Below are 16659 nucleotides of genomic sequence, written 5' to 3'. Positions count from 1 at the left end.
TCACGATTAGTTCTGCGCGAAAATCCGCAGATGCTGCGGCAGGATACTGAAATTGCCCGGCAGGGTGCCGCCCAGCTCGCCGTCCAGGTTCAGCTGCACGTAGCCGGGAGAGGTTACCTCCATGGCATCAGTACGGAAATGGATAACCTTCTTGTCACTCAGGTGCTCTCCGCGGATGGTCAGACGCACCAGCCGGATGAACTCCGCCAGGTTGCATTTCTTAACGGCAATCACATCGAGCAGGCCGTCATCGATACGCGCACCCGGAGCCAGCTTCTCAAAGCCGCCGACCGAATTCGTGTTGGCGATCAGGAAGAGCATGAACTCGTCATGGATCATCTCCTGGCCGTTCGCGCGGATATACAGCTCTTGCGGAGCAAGGCTGGCCATCTTCTCGATCCCCTTCAGGTAATAGGCAAGCTGACCCATCATGGTCTTCAGCTTGCTGGGGACCTCATAGGTCAGCTCCGTAAGCTGCCCTCCGCCTGCTATATTAATGAAGTAACGGTCATTGGCTTTACCGAGATCAATCAGGCGCGCTTCCTGACGCAGAATCAGGTCGCAGGCTTCCTCCCAATTCTTCGGAATGCCCATGGCCCGCGCGAAATCATTCGTCGTTCCCAGCGGCAATATGCCGAGCGGGGGAAGGTTCGGCTTCTCCGCCATCCCGTTAATCACTTCATTGAGCGTACCATCGCCTCCGGCAGCTATGATCAGATCATAAGTACCGCGTTCCACAGCCTGGGCTGCAGCCGCAGTAGCATCGCCCTCTCCCGTTGTTGCATGGCAGGTAGCTTCGATACCGCCCATATCCAGCCGGTCTAGAATATCGGCGAGTCGTCTTTTCATTTCTTCCCGACCAGAAGTGGGATTATAAATCAATCTCGCAGTTTTCATTACCGGAACGCCACCTGTTTATATAATGGATAACTTTACTGATTATACCCAATTCTGTACCCCACAAGCAATGTCAGGGGGACGGAGGAGGGATATATTTATACCCGCCGCCCGGGCTCCAAGCCTGGAAAAACAGCACAAAGTATAGATATAAGTATGCAGCAGCGGCAGCCATGGCTACATGGAACACTGGCGCATCCTATAATCAGCTACATTATCCGCTTACGAATTAACGTTGAACTTCAAGCCTCAAGGCGCTGGAGCGCTGCTTCCACCTGCCGCTGAATCCAGCGCGGCAGCAGCGGATGCGGCAGCAGTGTCTGGCCGGAATAGGCATACTCAAGCCCCTCGAGCCGCTGCGGAATAACAACCTTAGTGAAGTACCCCTCACTCAAAAAAAGCGGAGCTACCAGCACATCATAGCCCTGCTTCTGCCAGTGCTCCACCCGGCTTCTTACACTGTCCGGGTTCAGCAGCCCGTAATCAGCTGCAGCCAGCCCGCTAACCTCCCGTACCCGCGCGGCAAGTGAAGAGATGCCCTGCTCCCAGCGCTGCCGGAAGCCGTCGTGCCTGCTGCCGTGTCCGACCAGCAGCACCATCTCCCGCCCGTTATGCTTCGACAGTTCCCGAATCTTATCCCACAGCATCTGCGCAATATCGGGATCATCATCGACAGGATAGCCATAGTGAACCTTCGCGGCAACCGTGAACGGCGCAAGGTCGGTCTCCCGCTCAGGAACCGGCTTAGCACCCAGCGCATACTCTATCTCATCGACATGCGTGCTGCCGGAAGAAACAAACAAGGGGATCACAATAATATCTGTGACCCCTGCATGTTCCAGCTTATCAATTCCATCCTGTATCAATCGTCCTTCTACCAGCTCAAGGAAAGCCACTGCCACCGGCAGCTCCTCCCGGAGCGTGAGATGGCTCACTGCTTCATCTACCATCGACACCCAGGCCTGATCCCGGGAGCCGTGACTGATTAACAATACACCCGGAACCATAGATTATCGGCCCAGACGTTCTAGAGTAAGCTTATAACCGTCATTGCCATAGTTCAGGCAGCGCTTCACGCGGGAGATTGTTGCCGTACTGGCCCCCGTCTCGGCTTCAATCTGATTATATGTAGACCCCTTGCCCAGCATCCGCGCAACCTCAAGGCGCTGTGAGAGCGATTGAATTTCGTTCACGGTGCACAAATCATCAAAGAATACATAACATTCTTCCATATTTTTTAATGTTAAAATAGCCTCAAATAATTGATCGATACTTTTATCGTTTAGCTTCTTTAGCTGCATCGCCCTATCATCCCCTAAGCATTAACTTAATGTGACTATCTTGCCTCTACTATATTGTACTGGAGCACATTTTTCAAGCATTAACGGTTTCACGCTGTAAAGAGTGAAATCGATGGACAAACGTCCACCCCTGGCGTACACCATCACTGGGGTTAATTCTAATCTATTTCCGGCTTCCAGGTTAGACCGCCTTACTCATAGTACTACAAAACCGTGCGAAATCAAGCATGGACACGGTTTCTTCACTTCCGCCTGCCGCTCCATAGGCATCCGCCCTTTTCCGCTGGTATCCCGGTTACCCGGGCATTCGTCTATACCGTCTGTTCGCCCATGACATACAGTATAGCAAACCACTAACGAAGGAATGTGATCCTATGCCTCAGCATTACTATAATCATTCCCGCCAGCAAGGCCGTTCCCTGGCTGAACCCTACAATCCGTCACCCTACCCGGGACTATCTGCTTATACACCTGCCCCGCTTCCCGGAGAACCTGAGCTGCTGCCTGCTTATGGCGCTGAAGTCACCGAGACGGCACTAGCGCTCCCTGCTGCAGAAGCTTCTACCGCGAAGGCCGGAGGCCTTCTGGGCGGACTCGGCAATCTTGGAAGTCTGGCGAATATGGAACAGCTCAAGGGAATCGTTGACCGGATGGGCGGTATTGACGGAATCGTCAACACCATGGGCAAGGTGCAGAAGGTAATGCAGGGCTTCTCACAGATGGCTCCGATGGTGAAGCTTGTGATGGGCGGCTTTGGCAAAGGCAAGGGAAGCGGAGCGGGAGAGCTCGCCGCCGAAGAGGATGCAGCCCTCTATAGCCCCAAACGGCGCAAAAAAAGACGCCCCGTCCCGAAGCGCCGCAATACCTCCTCCAAAAAGCGTAAATCTGGCGGGTCTTCTTCCGTTAAACGCCGCCGTTCCTAAGCGGCGGCGTTTAACGCAGCTTTATTTTACTTAAACCAGCCGCTCCGCCGGAACCAGCCGAACATTCCGATTCCCAGCACCAGCATAAGCAGCAGCACTGCGAAATAGCTGTATTTCCATTCCAGCTCCGGCATCACCCTGAAGTTCATTCCATAGATTCCGGCGATCAGCGTCAGCGGCATGAATACCGTGGTAATCACCGTGAGTGTCTTCATAATGGAGTTCATCCGGTTGGAGTTGAGCGAGATATAGCTGTCACGCAGGTCGGCGGTCATTTCCCGGTCAACTTCAATCATGTCGGTCAGCTTCAGCAGATGATCGTAGATATCGCCGAAGTAGACCCGCTCCTCCCCGTTACTCTGCACATGCTGTGAATTGACGATACGGTACATCAGATCACGCATCGGCACAATCGTCCGCCGCAGCTTCAGCAGCCTTCCGCGCACATTGAAGACCTGGCTCATCAGCTCTTCCACCGATTCATTGCCGCCCTGGCTCTCCAGATCCGCAAGTTCATCCTCCAGCGTATACAAGGACGGGAAATACCTGTCGACCAGCTTGTCCATCACGGTGTAAGCAGCGGCCATCGGCCCGCCCGACCAGCCCTTGCGGCTATGAATCTCAGCTTTGACCATCTGCCACGCTTCCTCCATCTCCGGCTTGTCCTGATGATGGTAGGAGACGAGGAATTTCGGGCTGAGGAACAAGTCGATCTCTTCGGCCTCCAGCGTCCGCTCATTCAGCGAATGCAGTACGAAGAATTGCACATCCTCGTAATAATCCAGCTTCGGCCGCTGCAAGACATGCATACAATCTTCAATCGCTAGCGGGTGAAAATGAAAATAGGTGTCCAGCCTCAAGGTTTCTTCCTCTGTCGGCATAGCGAAATCCGCCCAGATCCAGGCATAATCATCCAGAACGATATCCTGAAGCAGCAGATCGGTCAGTATCTCACCCGTATGTGTTACGGCAAGTGTTCGTATCATAATATAAGTCCTCCGCCCTATGTAGGCAATCCGCAGCAGAGCTGCTCTCTTCTAGTTGCTTTCTCCCATTGTACCGCATGTCCCCGCAAAAAAATAACCGCCAGCCCGCTGAACAGCGGCTCCGGAGGTTTCTTGGGTCTGTCTCTATAGTTAACGATGCTATTTGCGGCGAAAGACCGGACCCATGGTCCAGTATCCGGCTTAGCGGCCCAAGCCTTCCAGCACCTCCAGATGCAGCACCTGCAGGAATTTCTTAATATTCACCTTCACCTTGCCGCTATCCCGGCCCTGTTCGATCTCCTTCATCTTCAGGCGCACCTCTTCAAAGTCGAAATACAGCGGCGCATAATGCTCGAACTTCGGATTCCCGTAATCCGTCAGACCGATGGACGCGAGACTTGTCAGACCCGCCGCCAAGGCGCGGCGCAGACGCTGTTCGATAGCCTTGACCTCTTTGGCTGCCTCCGCAGGCACCGGTCTGTATTTGGCAGCAGTCAGCTCATACAGCTCCTTAAGGGATGGAAGACTTCCGCTCTTCCCTTCGGCTACCGCCAGCTCCATGATCGTGATAATATCACGGCTGCCATTCTCCGAGATCATGCCCATATTCATCAGAATCGGCTGGACAATCTCCTTGACGGTCCGTTTGCCCGGCGGCAGCTGCGGCAGACCGAACTGCAGGCCCTCCAGCTTGCCCAGCGTCAGCTTGATCTCATCCAGATAACGGCCCATGGCGTAACGCTCATTCACTTTATATAGAACAGATTCGACTTCAATCTTGTTGATCGGCTTGCGGATGAAGAATTCAATCCCGCTCCTGTAGGCGCGGCTGACCATATCCCCGTTCTCAATCTGCGAGATCATGACGAATTTGGAGCGGCAGCCCTGTGCCTGAAGAGAGAGGATGGTCTCAATCCCGTCCTGGTCCGGCATCAGCAGATCCATCAGCACAATGTCCGGGGTCTCGCTCAGGATGAGAGCGATCCCCTCCTGTCCGCTCGCTGCAGTACCCGTCACCTCACCAAGCCCGCTGTCCTCAATAATATGCTGCAGCATTCTTCTCGCCGACGCGTCGTCATCTACAATACAGAATGATAGCGGCATCCTCTATTCCTCCTTCCGCAGCTTCATACTCGGCACTGTAATCTGGAACATGGCCCCTCCGATATGCGATACCGGCTGAACTGCAATGCTTCCCTCGAACATATTCACTATATCCCGTACATGAGAGAGCCCAATCCCCGTGGCAGCGATGCCCTCTTCATCGAATTTCGTGGTGAAGCCCGGCTCGAATAGCAGGTCCAGATCACGCTTTCCGATGCCTGTCCCGCTATCAGTCACTGTCAGAATCGTCATACCGTCCTGCTCATAAGCGTTCAGATGGATGCTGCCTGTCCCTTGGATGACTTCCACCGCATTGGCGGTGAGATTGTTAAGCAGAGTCAATAGAGGAATGTAGCTGTCGGTTGTGTAATCGGAGGTGATGTGAATATGGAACTTAATCTCTTTGCCCAGCATTTCCGCATATTTGGCATTGCTCTTGACCGCGAACTGCAGAATGCCCGATAACGGCATGTCCCCGTTCACCTCACGCTCCACCAGCTTCACCAGCCCTGCCAGAATCCGCTGCGAATCCTTCTTAACCTCATGTAGCTGCTGGGTGATGTCGAGCACCTGCCGGCTGTAACGCCCCGTGCCTTCCCCGTCCTTCAGCTTGGTATACAGCTCGAAGCTGTTCAGCGTGACCTGCTCCAGGGTGCCTATGGACTTCTTCAGGTAGAACACTTCCCCGTACAAGCCGGAGCCGAATCCGAGCATCTGCTGGGTCCGTTCATGCTGCTCCCGCTCCCGGATACGCAGCTGGCTGACAGAGATACTGCTGTATACCCCTGTGGTGAAATACGTACGCAAGACCGCTATCGCCATCAGGTACGTCCACTCGTTCAACCGGAAGGTAGCCGAATCCAGCACAATCAGCCGGGTCAGCAGCTCCATCTCATTGGACAGAAGATCGATCAGCGCGGCAACGGCGCCCAGCACCAGCGGATGGAAGGTATCAATCCGGCTCTTGATGACACGCATCAGTGTGCCGAACACCATGTAATAGATCATTGCCGAGAAGTGGCTGCTAAGGCTCTGCTCTACCGTCAGTCCGCTTCCCTCCACCATATCCATGGCAGTCCGGAACAGCAGCACGACCACCCCGGTGGCACAGCCTGTGCGGATATAAGGCAGCTGCCTCATTAACAGCAAGAATAGGAGGAAGGCGCTGCTGCCCATGGCAATGCGGAAGACATCTCCGTCAAACGGATTGATCTTGAATTCTCCGGCTACCGCAGTAACGGCGGCCACCAGCAGAATTTGTACCGCCTTCATTCTCAGAATCGATTGTCCCATCGCCACTGCTCCTGCCTAGAGAGGTTGACAACTATAGTATCATAGCCGAACTGGATTGAATATGGCTTAATCCTCATTCGGCTAAGGTTATACCGCTCTGTGCTCAAGCCTTCTGGACAGCAGCGACAGCAGGTAATTAACGACAAAATAAATCAAGGCAACCAGCGCCAGCGTAGGGATGGCATAGCTGTAGCTATGGCCGATGACAATGTTCGCATTATGCATCAGCTCCGGCAGGGAAATCACAACAGCGAGTGAGGTATCCTTCAGCAGGGAGATGAACTGGCTGACAAGTGGAGGAACCATACGCCGCAGCCCCTGGGGAAGCACGATATGCCATAGGGTCTGTACACTGCTGAGACCGGAGGAACGCGCCGCCTCAATCTGCCCCTTGTCGATCGACATTAAGCCGCCGCGGACAATCTCGGCAATCATCGCCGCCTCGAAGATGGTTAATGCCGCAATGGCCGCAGTAATGAGTCCAAGCTTGATCCCGACCTCCGGCAAGGCGAAGCGGATGAAGAAGATGATCAGCAGCAGCGGCAGATTACGGATCAGCTCCACCAGGTAGAACATGACCGGTGACAGCACCGGCACCTCCGAGTAGCGGATGACGCCAATAATACAGCCGATGATAAAGCTCAGGAAGATCGATACAAAAGCAACGATCAGCGTCACATACAAGCCGTCCAGCAGAAACTTCAGATTATCGGCAGAGTATGCACCTGTGAAATCCATAATATCCCTCCTTTAGCTCAAGCGTTCTCTTAATATTTGCGCTGCAGCCGGCGCTCCCAGATCCGTACGCCGTAGCTGAGCGGAAGCGTAAGCACCAGATAGAATACCGCTACGAAAATGTAGGTGTCGAAGGTACGGTAAGTCTCTGTAGAGATCCCGTCGGCGAAGTACATCAGATCAAGACCGGCCACCAGAGTCAGTACCGAGGAGTTCTTAATCAGGTTAATGAACTGGTTGCCGAGCGGCGGAATGACCAGCTTGATCGCCTGCGGCAGAATGATATGCAGCATGGTCTGTATGTAGCTGAGGCCGGAGGAACGTGCCGCCTCCATCTGTCCCTTGGGCACGGCCATAATTCCGGCACGGATCGCTTCGGCGATGAAGGCCGAGGTATATACGGCGAGTCCGATGGTTCCTGCCTTGAAGCCGTCCAGCGTGAAGCCCAGAGCGGAAGGCCCGTAATAGAAAATATACACGACCAGCAGCAGCGGGATATTGCGGATAAATTCCACATACACCGCGCCGAACCAGCGCAGACCCTTCACTGAAGTCATGCGGAAGACGGCAACGACCGCGCCGATCAGAAAGCTGCCGGTCAGGGCCAGCACACTGGACAGCAGCGTACCGTAGAAGCCCTCCATATACAGTCCGAAGTAGTTCGTTAATATTGAGAAATCCATCAATGTTCACCTGCCTTTAGCTATCGATGAGTTCGTGCCTGCCCGGCATGGCAGCCGTTCCTACAAACAAGTAGAAACGGCGTTGCCGTCCTTAGAAAAGGCGGTACCGTTTCTACGAAAAAAACGTGTGCAATCTATATATTCCTTCTTCCCTTGGATGAAGATAGGCCTTGCTTGGAACAGACTTATTTAGCCGGAGCCTTACCAATCCACTTCGTATAGATGGCATCATACTCCCCATTCGCCTTCAGTTCAGCCAGTGTATCATTAATCGCCTTAACTACATCCGCGTTGCCTTTCTGGACCGCAATGCCGTATGGCTCATCGGTAAATGGCTTCCCTACCACCTCGAAGCCGGGGTCCTGTGAGGCCATTCCATACAGAATCGCATCATCCGTAGTGAGCGCGTCACCCTGGCCCGCCTTGAGCGCACTGAACGCATCCTGATAGTTATCGAATTCCAGCACCGTTACGCCCGGCACCTTCTCTTTGATATTCTTGATCGAGGTTGCCCCCTTGGAGCCGAGGATCTTCGTATCCTTCGTAATGCTCTCCAGGCCTGTTATCGGGCTGCCCTTCTTCACAAGCAGCGACTGGCCGGCTTGGAAATAGACGTCGGAGAAGTCAACTTCCTTCTTGCGGTCCTCCGTAATGGTCATGGTAGCCACCACCATATCGATCTCGCCGTTATTCAGCATCGGAATACGGGTCTTGGAGGTGACCTCCTTCAGCTCGATGGCATTCTCGTCACCGAGAATTTTCTTGGCGATGGCCTTGGAGATGTCGATGTCGAAGCCTTCCACGTTGCCGGAGGCCGGGTCCTTCAGACCGAACAGGCGGGTATCGAACTTCACGCCGACGAGCAGCTTGCCGCGCTCCTTGATCTTGGCAATGGCCGCAGAGTCAGCAGCTGCCCCTCCGGCAGCATTGCCGCCTGCCGCAGGTTCGTTCTTGCCCTTGTTGTTGCCGCATCCGGCAATGACCAGCATGGCCGCAATCATCAGAACACTTAACACCTTGAAGCTCTTGGACATTTTCATTTCGTTTCCTCCCCGGATTCCTATATATTTAGTTTAATGGCTTAATACACGGCTGAGAAAAGTACGCGTCCGCTCTTCCTTCGGGCTGGCGAAGAAGGCTTCCGGCTCCGCCTCTTCCACGATCTGCCCCTGATCCATGAAGATGACCCGGTCCGCCACCTCGCGGGCGAAGCCCATCTCATGGGTCACAACGACCATCGTCATGCCCTCGCGGGCCAGGGCGCGCATGACATCGAGCACCTCCCCGACCATCTCCGGGTCCAGCGCCGAGGTCGGCTCGTCGAACAGCATAATCTTCGGCTTCATCGCCAGCCCCCGGGCAATCGCCACCCGCTGCTGCTGTCCGCCGGACAGCTGGGAAGGATAGGACTCTGCCTTGTCGGCGATGCCGACCTTCTCCAGATAATACATTGCGGTCTTCTCCGCTTCCGCTTTGCTTAAGCCCAGCACCTTCACCGGGGCCAGCGTGATGTTATCAATGACCTTTTTGTGCGGGTACAGGTTGAAGTGCTGGAAGACCATTCCGATCTCTTTGCGCAGGGTATTGATATCTGTCTTACGTTCGTTTACAGTTATACCGTCCACGGTTAATCCGCCGCTCGTGATCGTCTCCAGACGGTTAATGCAGCGCAGCATCGTGCTCTTGCCGGAGCCGGAAGGACCGACTACAACTACTACTTCCCCTTCCTGAACATGCAGGTCAATGCCCTTCAGTACATGGAATTGTCCGTAATGTTTGTCTACCTGATGAAAGTCGATCAATGGCTAGGCCTCCTTTGTCTATTCGCGTGCTTGTCAGCAATGGTAACACTTAAAACAAACCTTACTTCAGAGACTACCAAATCCTACATAATACTACGCGAAATTTATTTCTCATATGTTATTTTCTTTTAAATATGTGATGTATTTCATTTTCTTTTTATGCCTATCAACATTTTTTATCAGTTTGATGTAGCCTTTTGTGACATTCCTCTCTTGAAAAATCAAAATAACCTCCGCTTACGCCGAGGTTTACCGCTGAACGCAAAAAAAGATGTCCTAAAGCCATCCATGGCTTCTGCGACATCTTGTCCAGGCAATCTATTCTGTTCAGTCCTAGAAGAAGAGCTTGAAGATTACTCCCGACAGCAAGGCGCTGATCGGAATGGTAATGAACCAGGTAACCACGATCCGTCCGGCCACTCCCCATTTGACAGCGGAGAAGCGCTTGGCTGAACCTACACCCAGAATCGATGAGGTGATCGCGTGGGTTGTACTTACCGGCAGATGCAGCAGCGTAGCCGTGAATATAACAGAGGCTGCCGAAATATCCGCCGCGAAGCCGTTAATCGGCTCGATTTTGAAAATCTTCGTGCCCATTGTCTTAATAATCTTCCAGCCGCCGATAGACGTTCCGAGTGCCATGGATGTAGCCGCTGCAATCTTAACCCAGAGCGGAACCTCCATTGTCTCAAGCCGTCCCGAGGTAACGAGGGCAAAGGTAATGATCCCCATCGCCTTCTGCGCGTCATTCGTACCATGGGTGAAGGATTGCAGTGCGGCCGTCACGATCTGCATCGAACGGAAGCCCTTGTTGACCGTATGCGGACTGCGCTTCGCGAAGATCCACTTCAGAATCGTCATCACAATATACCCGATTACAAAAGCGATCAGCGGGGAGAAAATCAGCCCCTCTACGATCTCAATGAACCCGCTCCATTTGATATGCTCTGTCCCTGCCCCGACATACACCGCACCGGCTAATGCACCGATAAGCGCATGGGAGGAGGACGAAGGAATACCCAGCCACCAGGTGACGAGATTCCAGATAATTGCCGCAATGAGCGTCGCTGTGACAATGTCTATCCCGTTGTCCAGCAGGGTCGGATCGGTAATGCTGCCCCCGATCTTTTTCGCCACTCCGGTGAACATCAATGCGCCGATAAAGTTCATCGAGGCGGCCAGCATGATGGCTGTACGCGGCTTCAGCGCACGGGTCGAGACAGAGGTAGCAATCGCATTGGCGGTATCATGGAAGCCGTTGATGAAGTCGAACGCCAGCGCAAGAAAGATAACAAAAGCTAGTACATATATAGATGTATCCATATTTGAGGCCCCTTATGAGTTACGCATGATGATCGATTCCAGCATGTTGGCTACGTCTTCACATTTATCCGTGGTGGTCTCGAGCCGCTCATACAATTCTTTGCGTTTAATCAGCTCAATCGGGTCCTTCACAGTCTCGAACAGGGCCTTGGTGCAGATACGCAGGACTTCATCGCCCTGGTTCTCCAGATCATTCAGACGGATGGTGTATTCGCGGATCGCCAGCAGCTTCTTCTGGGAGAGCAAATGAACTGCCTTCTGGATCTCGTATGCACTCTGGCGGAGAATCTCTGCAAACTGGACAATATACTCATCCGCATCCAGCAGGTTATACATATAGAAACGCGAGGCTGAGGCCTCCAGACCATCAATGACATCGTCCATGCTTGTGATCAGATCCATGATGTCGTCCCGCTCCAGCGGCGTAATGAACGTCTTGTTCAATTCTTTGATGACAGTATGTGTGTAAGTATCGCACTGGGATTCGTATTTCTTCATCTCCGCGGCGAAGTTCTCCACATTGCCCTGGAGAGTCGAGATATTCTGAGCGAAATAATCCGCAGCCTGAACAATGGTGTCAGCCATGTTTTCCAGCGTCTCAAAGAATATATCCTTTTTTCTGAGCTTCATTAGTCTAAGACCCCTTTACATAATATTGCCGTGAAAAAAATGAAGTCATTCCATGTAAACCGCATGAAAATGAATGACAACCCTTGTTATCTTATCATATCGACAGAAGGGATAGAAGACAAAAAACCGAACTTTTTTACACTATAATAACAATTCCCTGTATTCACGAAAATAATCATCCGAACATTCAATTCCCCAGCTGAACTTAGCGGGATGCTGGAGCCGGCGCATATTCGACATGACTGCTGAACGAGGGGCTGTTCGGGACAATCAGAATATGGGTGATTCCCGGGAACATCAGCCCCTCCTTGCCGTCCTTCTTCACGAACCGGATGACGTCTCCGGGGCTGCGCGACCATTTGCCCTTAATCGCTACGCCGCGCTGTAACAGCACTGCTTCTCCCCCCAGCTCCGTATCCACCTGCAGCCTGCCGACATCATCCAGCACCTTATGGTCCGAACCCATCACGATGATGTTCGCCGCTTCCACCGGACGGTTATTATTCAGATCCAGATGCGGCTTGCCGTTCACCAGACGGGCATACGTACGCTGCTCTGCATTATATTGGTACGAGACATTGTAGCTCTTCAGCAGGAAGTTCACACTCAATCCAAGCGCCGGGGTGCCCTCCACAGGAATGTAATCCGGATCATTGAAAAGAAAACCGGGGACCTTCACGTTCTCCGCATACCCCAGCTTCGCTGCCCCCTCTCTAAGCTTGGCGGCATTACTGTACAGGTTATGGGGAGCCTTGCGCTCCTTGTCCCGCCAGAAGTAGGCCCCTGCCCGGCCGATTTCGTCCATATCCGCCTTCTTCTGCCGTTGCAGAATGGCATAAGCATCCGGACTGCCCCCGGCATGTACCGTTATACCGCCGTAGCTCTCGCCGATATCCAGCAGATACGGGCGGATACTGCGGATCGGCCCGATCTTCACCACCCCGGCATGACTCTGAAAGATACCGATCAGCCGGGTAATACCGCCTTCGGCCAACACCTCGTACAGAATATCCGCCTCGCTGATCCCGGACTGGGGACGGGCCGCCGGGGCATTATTGATCATGACCGCGAGCGGCCGGGGCAGGCTCTCCTCCTCAACCGGCAGGCCTGTTAAGACGGAGACCGCTATTGCCGGGGCTGGCGTTGCTGTCGGCGACGGCTGCGGAACTTCGGTCGGCTGCGGCTGCGCCGTAGGCGCTACCACCCGCACGGGCACTGGCGTGGCCTGCTCTTCCCCGCAGGCAGAGAGCAGCACGGCGGCAAGGACCAGAGCATATACAGGACGGGATACATAACGGTTCATCGATCTAGACACGTTGTTCCTCCTAATCGTAAGTTACAGCTTGCTTCTCTCGATTCTCTTTCTGTGAAACTCGCTTCCTTCATTTAATCATAGCTGGCAGAGTTTGTCTTGAGTGCAGCAGAAATCTTCACAGAACACACTTCCTCACACATTTCCTGGTGGATACATCTACGCCTCATTGCGGCTGGATCAGACTGGATCAGATTGGACCATCAGTGCTGATCATACTCCCATCCGCTCTGAACCAGACATCTGCTCTGTAACAATCATCTGCTCTACACAATAAATGGATAAACGTATCTTAATTTGGAGGATTCAGCGAATTCCGAGGAATTAATTGGATAAACGTCATTTAATTTGGAGAGTTCAGTCCAATTTGATTGGTTCGTCAATAATTAAGTGCTGATTTTCCAACTGCTGCCGGAGAGGTGATGTACCACTCCTGAACAAGTGGAGAAAATCCACCTGCTGTTCCCGGACGCAGTCGCAGCACCTTTCCGTCTTCCTGCCATTCCCCCGTAGCTACACCTTACCCACCAACTGGCGTGCCATCCTTAGTCGCAGTTCCCGCTTTCTTTTCCGCCGGTTTGGATATCGGCCCATTTTTGAAATATGTATACTATCCCCGGTAACGAAAAAAGGACACAGCCCGATTAGCGGCTGTATCCTGTATCCATTCATTCGTCATTCATATAGTAGTCAGTTCTCAGTCAAGCATCCAGCAGTTCAGGCTGAGCGTACCGTATTGGTAGGCCTGGATCATCAGCTGCGCCCGTCTGCCTTCATCGGCTGCACCCATTACGTAGAAGAGCGGGATAAAATGCTCCTTGCCGTAGGCAGGTACGGCCTCCCTCACATGCGGTGCCTGCTTCTCATACGCATACAGGGAGCGGAGATCCCAGGCCTTAAGCCGCTCTGCAATCCACCCGTCGAAGTCAATCGCCCATTGCTCCGGCTGATCCTTCTGCTTCAGCAGCCTCAGGTTATGAACCAGGCCGCCGCTGCCGATCAGGAGGACACCCTCCTCACGCAGCGGTGCAAGCATCCGTCCGATGTTGTACTGCTCCTCAGGCGAGCGGAGCGAATCCACAGATAAGGCCACGACCGGGATATCCGCCTGCGGGAACATGGTGCTCAGGAGGACCCAGGCGCCATGATCCAGACCCCTGCCCAGCACGGGCTGATGGGGCAGATTACTATTCTTGAACAGCTCCGAAATACGGCTGCTGAGTGCGGGATCACCTGGAGCAGGATAACTCAGCTGATACATTTCTTCCGGGAATCCGTAGAAGTCATGCTGCGTTTCATGCTGTGCGTCCACTGTGATCAGCTGATCGGGACTGTCCCAATGAGCTGAGAAGATCACAATGCCGCGGGGCTTCCCCAGATCCGAACCCAGCCGCTGCAGGAATCGCGTGTAGTCGTTATCCTCAAGTACCAGCAGCGGGGAGCCGTGCGCAATGAAAAAGGCCGGTAATTTCATAGGGTAAGAGCCTCCATTTCCGGTATGGTCTTCCCCTTTATTTTACAGCTAATTCCCAGCCATTGCGAGTGCAGTTACCGCTCCTATATCATCCAGTTCTGCCATTCCTCCTGAAGATGCTCCTGCTGGTTCATCCAGTCCCGGGTGCGCTTGAGCACCTGCTCCTGTGCCGGACCCGAAGAGAAGGTATGATCGCCCTGGAAAATAATCTCCTTGTCGCACCGTCCTTCCGGCCGGGTCCAGAACAGCTTCTGGTAGAGGAATGCATAGTCCACAGGAATCACATCATCGGAAGTTCCGTGAATGACCAGCACATCACCGCTGAACTTTCCGGCCTCTTGGAACGGCTGGAAAGCGGCCAGGGAATTGAAGTATACCGGAGTGAACGAATAGCCGGCATAATCTGCGCAGCCGCTCTTCACCGACCGGTCGAACGTTTCCCTGCCGACAATCTTGACGATATCATTGAAGGGATAGCCGACAGCCGACCACAGTACAAGATTCTTCACCCGCCGGTCACGGACACCGGTCAGCAGCGCCACCGCACCGCCCAGACTATGCCCGATCAGCGTTACACGCTGCGGGTCCACATCGGCCGAGCTGATGCCGTAATCCAGCACTGCCCGGGTCTGCCCGATCATCGACTCCATATCCTCACTGCCGTAATCGCCGCTGCTCTCCCCGCAGCCTGCATAGTCGAAACGGATTACCATATATCCATCCTGCGCCAGCTCCCGGGCTGCCTTGACGAAGATCCGGTCGACACCGATCCGGCTGCCCACGAAGCCGTGGCAGATCACTGCAAGCGGCACCCGGTTCTTGCACCGTCCTGTCCCTGCCCGGTCTGCGGCCGGATAATGTATGCTCGCTGTCAGTTCCTCTCCGTTATGCCGGATGATGATATTCCGTTCCATTGCGGCGTCCTCCCCTGAATGGCTGATTTATTTTAAATTATAATAATTCCGATTAACTTAGTATGATTAATGAGTCTATTATAATATCTGTGCTAATTTGTTGTCAATATGCATGAAGCCCGCAGCTTAAGACTGTTCTACCGGAGAAAAGGCCCCTTCCACTCCCTTAGGAGCAAAAGAGGCCTATCTCTGCTTAGGCATCACTCAGTCATAGCTGTCGTGAAACATGTCGTGTGTCTCCTGCCGGCCTTCCCAATCCCCGAGCCCGTTCTCCTGGCCCTGCCCCGCAGCATCCCATAGGCTGAAGCCGTCAGAATTGCCCCAGTCCCCCACATCATTAGTAGGTGCAGGCGCGGTGCCGCCGTTCACAGCTTTGCCCGGTTCCTGCTTGTTCTCCTGTTCCATAACGCTCCCTGCCTTCCCTCTAGCTATAGTTGGTGAAGCCACCACCTCTTCAGTGTTTACTCTTCCAAAAGGATTATTCAGACCTTCGTGAACGAACGTTGTCCTTGCACACGGCTGGTGCACAAACGTATACTCTAGGTTGAAGGTATCCTGATCACTCAATGCTGGAGGTATAGGTCCACACTATGAAAGTCAAAGCTATGATTAAGCAGAACAACCTGCTGCGGGAGCAGATGACGCCGTCTAACCGCTCTTATTTCGAAGATATGATTCTGGCGATGCGCGCCAGTTCAGTAGATGCTGTACGTGCAGAGGAGCTGCTGCTGGAGGCAGCCGGGCTGCTGCTGAAGGGACAAGCCAAGGGCAAGAACGCCAAGCAGGTTTTTGGCGAGCAGCCCGGTGATTATTTCAAGGACGTGATGGACAGTGCCCCGCCGCATACACCGCGCAGCCGGCTGAAGAACTCCCTGATGATCTCCTGGTCCGCTCTGACCCTGCTGTTCGGGACGATGGGCATTGCCGGCCTGATTACGCAGTGGAGCGGCGGTCCGCACGAACTCTTCGGCCAGCTCAGCCTGTTCACGCTGGTCGTTGTCGGCGCAGGCTCGATCCTGCTGGTTGAGCTTATTATGAAGTGGATGGCCTCCCTCTCGGAGGACGACAGTCCGAAGCCCAAGACCTTCGACATTAAGGCCTTGGGCATCTATATCGGAATTGCCGTGATTGCGGTATTCGCCGGCCTATTCCTCGATAATCTGTTCCCGGTGATTCCGGTCTCGCCCTGGGTCAGTCTGGCTCTGGCCGCTGCAGGAGGTCTAGGGCTGAAATTCATATTCTTCCCATCTTAGAGGCTGTATCCCACATCCATTCACACAGG

The 16659-nt window shown here is 53.6% G+C and carries 18 protein-coding genes; 2 read left to right on the top strand and 16 right to left on the bottom strand.

Going from position 1 to position 16659, the window contains the following annotated elements; all coding sequences use genetic code 11:
- Positions 1-6 precede the first annotated feature (6 nt).
- The 3 genes from NSS83_RS23355 to NSS83_RS23345 all read right to left on the bottom strand — a co-directional run bounded on the left by NSS83_RS23355 (position 7) and on the right by NSS83_RS23345 (position 2198).
- Positions 7-897, bottom strand: a complete 891-nt coding sequence (locus tag NSS83_RS23355; protein ID WP_341182642.1) for a diacylglycerol kinase — start codon at positions 895-897, stop codon at positions 7-9.
- Positions 898-1139: 242 nt separating this feature from the next.
- Positions 1140-1904 (bottom strand): CbiX/SirB N-terminal domain-containing protein, encoded by a 765-nt coding sequence (locus NSS83_RS23350; RefSeq protein ID WP_341182643.1) that lies wholly within the window; start codon positions 1902-1904, stop codon positions 1140-1142.
- Between the two features lie 3 nt (positions 1905-1907).
- On the bottom strand, positions 1908-2198 hold the full coding sequence (locus NSS83_RS23345; RefSeq protein ID WP_019913624.1) for a YerC/YecD family TrpR-related protein: 291 nt from the start codon (positions 2196-2198) through the stop codon (positions 1908-1910).
- Between the two features lie 374 nt (positions 2199-2572).
- On the opposite strand from NSS83_RS23345, the gene NSS83_RS23340 reads away from it, so the two are divergent.
- Positions 2573-3121, top strand: a complete 549-nt coding sequence (locus NSS83_RS23340) for a tyrosine protein kinase (protein WP_341346571.1) — start codon at positions 2573-2575, stop codon at positions 3119-3121.
- Between the two features lie 26 nt (positions 3122-3147).
- Here NSS83_RS23340 and corA read toward each other — a convergent pair whose 3' ends face one another.
- From corA to NSS83_RS23275, 13 genes are all read right to left on the bottom strand, one after another.
- Positions 3148-4107 carry a magnesium/cobalt transporter CorA gene (corA, locus tag NSS83_RS23335; RefSeq protein ID WP_341182645.1) on the bottom strand — a complete coding sequence of 320 codons (960 nt, stop codon included), beginning with the start codon at positions 4105-4107 and terminating at the stop codon, positions 3148-3150.
- 201 nt (positions 4108-4308) lie between these two features.
- Positions 4309-5211, bottom strand: a complete 903-nt coding sequence (locus tag NSS83_RS23330; RefSeq protein ID WP_341182646.1) for a response regulator — start codon at positions 5209-5211, stop codon at positions 4309-4311.
- A gap of 3 nt (positions 5212-5214) precedes the next feature.
- Positions 5215-6504, bottom strand: a complete 1290-nt coding sequence (locus tag NSS83_RS23325; protein WP_341182647.1) for an ATP-binding protein — start codon at positions 6502-6504, stop codon at positions 5215-5217.
- A gap of 87 nt (positions 6505-6591) precedes the next feature.
- Entirely contained in the window at positions 6592-7242 is a 651-nt protein-coding gene (locus tag NSS83_RS23320; protein WP_340944346.1) for an amino acid ABC transporter permease, read from the bottom strand.
- 29 nt (positions 7243-7271) lie between these two features.
- Positions 7272-7922, bottom strand: coding sequence for an amino acid ABC transporter permease (locus tag NSS83_RS23315; RefSeq protein ID WP_341182648.1), 651 nt, complete (start codon positions 7920-7922; stop codon positions 7272-7274).
- A 185-nt stretch (positions 7923-8107) separates the two neighbouring features.
- Positions 8108-8962: a glutamate ABC transporter substrate-binding protein gene (locus NSS83_RS23310; protein ID WP_341182649.1), complete on the bottom strand. Its 855-nt coding sequence runs from the start codon at positions 8960-8962 to the stop codon at positions 8108-8110.
- Between the two features lie 33 nt (positions 8963-8995).
- Positions 8996-9724 (bottom strand): amino acid ABC transporter ATP-binding protein, encoded by a 729-nt coding sequence (locus tag NSS83_RS23305; protein ID WP_036693252.1) that lies wholly within the window; start codon positions 9722-9724, stop codon positions 8996-8998.
- Between the two features lie 333 nt (positions 9725-10057).
- A complete protein-coding gene (locus tag NSS83_RS23300) occupies positions 10058-11047 on the bottom strand; it encodes an inorganic phosphate transporter (protein WP_036693255.1) in 990 nt (329 codons plus the stop codon).
- Positions 11048-11059: 12 nt separating this feature from the next.
- Complete coding sequence (locus NSS83_RS23295) at positions 11060-11677, bottom strand: DUF47 family protein (RefSeq protein WP_036693257.1); 618 nt, start codon at positions 11675-11677, stop codon at positions 11060-11062.
- A 205-nt stretch (positions 11678-11882) separates the two neighbouring features.
- Complete coding sequence (locus NSS83_RS23290; protein WP_341182650.1) at positions 11883-12992, bottom strand: DUF3048 domain-containing protein; 1110 nt, start codon at positions 12990-12992, stop codon at positions 11883-11885.
- Positions 12993-13686: 694 nt separating this feature from the next.
- Positions 13687-14463, bottom strand: a complete 777-nt coding sequence (locus NSS83_RS23285) for a class III extradiol ring-cleavage dioxygenase (RefSeq protein ID WP_341182651.1) — start codon at positions 14461-14463, stop codon at positions 13687-13689.
- Positions 14464-14546: 83 nt separating this feature from the next.
- Positions 14547-15377: an alpha/beta fold hydrolase gene (locus NSS83_RS23280; protein ID WP_341346570.1), complete on the bottom strand. Its 831-nt coding sequence runs from the start codon at positions 15375-15377 to the stop codon at positions 14547-14549.
- Positions 15378-15581: 204 nt separating this feature from the next.
- Positions 15582-15782 (bottom strand): hypothetical protein, encoded by a 201-nt coding sequence (locus NSS83_RS23275; protein WP_341346569.1) that lies wholly within the window; start codon positions 15780-15782, stop codon positions 15582-15584.
- Positions 15783-15967: 185 nt separating this feature from the next.
- Here NSS83_RS23275 and NSS83_RS23270 point away from each other — a divergent pair, with 185 nt between their 5' ends.
- Entirely contained in the window at positions 15968-16630 is a 663-nt protein-coding gene (locus NSS83_RS23270) for a DUF1129 family protein (protein WP_341346568.1), read from the top strand.
- Positions 16631-16659 lie beyond the last annotated feature (29 nt).

Source organism: Paenibacillus sp. FSL H3-0469, from assembly GCF_038051945.1.
Classification (GTDB): Bacteria; Bacillota; Bacilli; order Paenibacillales; family Paenibacillaceae; genus Paenibacillus_AQ.
This window is presented reverse-complemented; position numbering and strand designations above follow the sequence as displayed.

What these genes read in the sequence shown, in the direction of transcription:
- NSS83_RS23325 (WP_341182647.1), bottom strand. Translation starts at nt 6,504, where the DNA reads ATGGGACAATCGATTCTGAGAATGAAGGCGGTACAAATTCTGCTGGTG.
- NSS83_RS23330 (WP_341182646.1), bottom strand. Translation starts at nt 5,211, where the DNA reads ATGCCGCTATCATTCTGTATTGTAGATGACGACGCGTCGGCGAGAAGA.
- NSS83_RS23355 (WP_341182642.1), bottom strand. Translation starts at nt 897, where the DNA reads ATGAAAACTGCGAGATTGATTTATAATCCCACTTCTGGTCGGGAAGAA.
- NSS83_RS23320 (WP_340944346.1), bottom strand. Translation starts at nt 7,242, where the DNA reads ATGGATTTCACAGGTGCATACTCTGCCGATAATCTGAAGTTTCTGCTG.
- NSS83_RS23295 (WP_036693257.1), bottom strand. Translation starts at nt 11,677, where the DNA reads ATGAAGCTCAGAAAAAAGGATATATTCTTTGAGACGCTGGAAAACATG.
- NSS83_RS23300 (WP_036693255.1), bottom strand. Translation starts at nt 11,047, where the DNA reads ATGGATACATCTATATATGTACTAGCTTTTGTTATCTTTCTTGCGCTG.
- NSS83_RS23345 (WP_019913624.1), bottom strand. Translation starts at nt 2,198, where the DNA reads ATGCAGCTAAAGAAGCTAAACGATAAAAGTATCGATCAATTATTTGAG.
- NSS83_RS23275 (WP_341346569.1), bottom strand. Translation starts at nt 15,782, where the DNA reads ATGGAACAGGAGAACAAGCAGGAACCGGGCAAAGCTGTGAACGGCGGC.
- NSS83_RS23310 (WP_341182649.1), bottom strand. Translation starts at nt 8,962, where the DNA reads ATGAAAATGTCCAAGAGCTTCAAGGTGTTAAGTGTTCTGATGATTGCG.
- NSS83_RS23280 (WP_341346570.1), bottom strand. Translation starts at nt 15,377, where the DNA reads ATGGAACGGAATATCATCATCCGGCATAACGGAGAGGAACTGACAGCG.
- NSS83_RS23270 (WP_341346568.1), top strand. Translation starts at nt 15,968, where the DNA reads ATGAAAGTCAAAGCTATGATTAAGCAGAACAACCTGCTGCGGGAGCAG.
- corA (WP_341182645.1), bottom strand. Translation starts at nt 4,107, where the DNA reads ATGATACGAACACTTGCCGTAACACATACGGGTGAGATACTGACCGAT.
- NSS83_RS23285 (WP_341182651.1), bottom strand. Translation starts at nt 14,463, where the DNA reads ATGAAATTACCGGCCTTTTTCATTGCGCACGGCTCCCCGCTGCTGGTA.
- NSS83_RS23350 (WP_341182643.1), bottom strand. Translation starts at nt 1,904, where the DNA reads ATGGTTCCGGGTGTATTGTTAATCAGTCACGGCTCCCGGGATCAGGCC.
- NSS83_RS23315 (WP_341182648.1), bottom strand. Translation starts at nt 7,922, where the DNA reads ATGGATTTCTCAATATTAACGAACTACTTCGGACTGTATATGGAGGGC.
- NSS83_RS23340 (WP_341346571.1), top strand. Translation starts at nt 2,573, where the DNA reads ATGCCTCAGCATTACTATAATCATTCCCGCCAGCAAGGCCGTTCCCTG.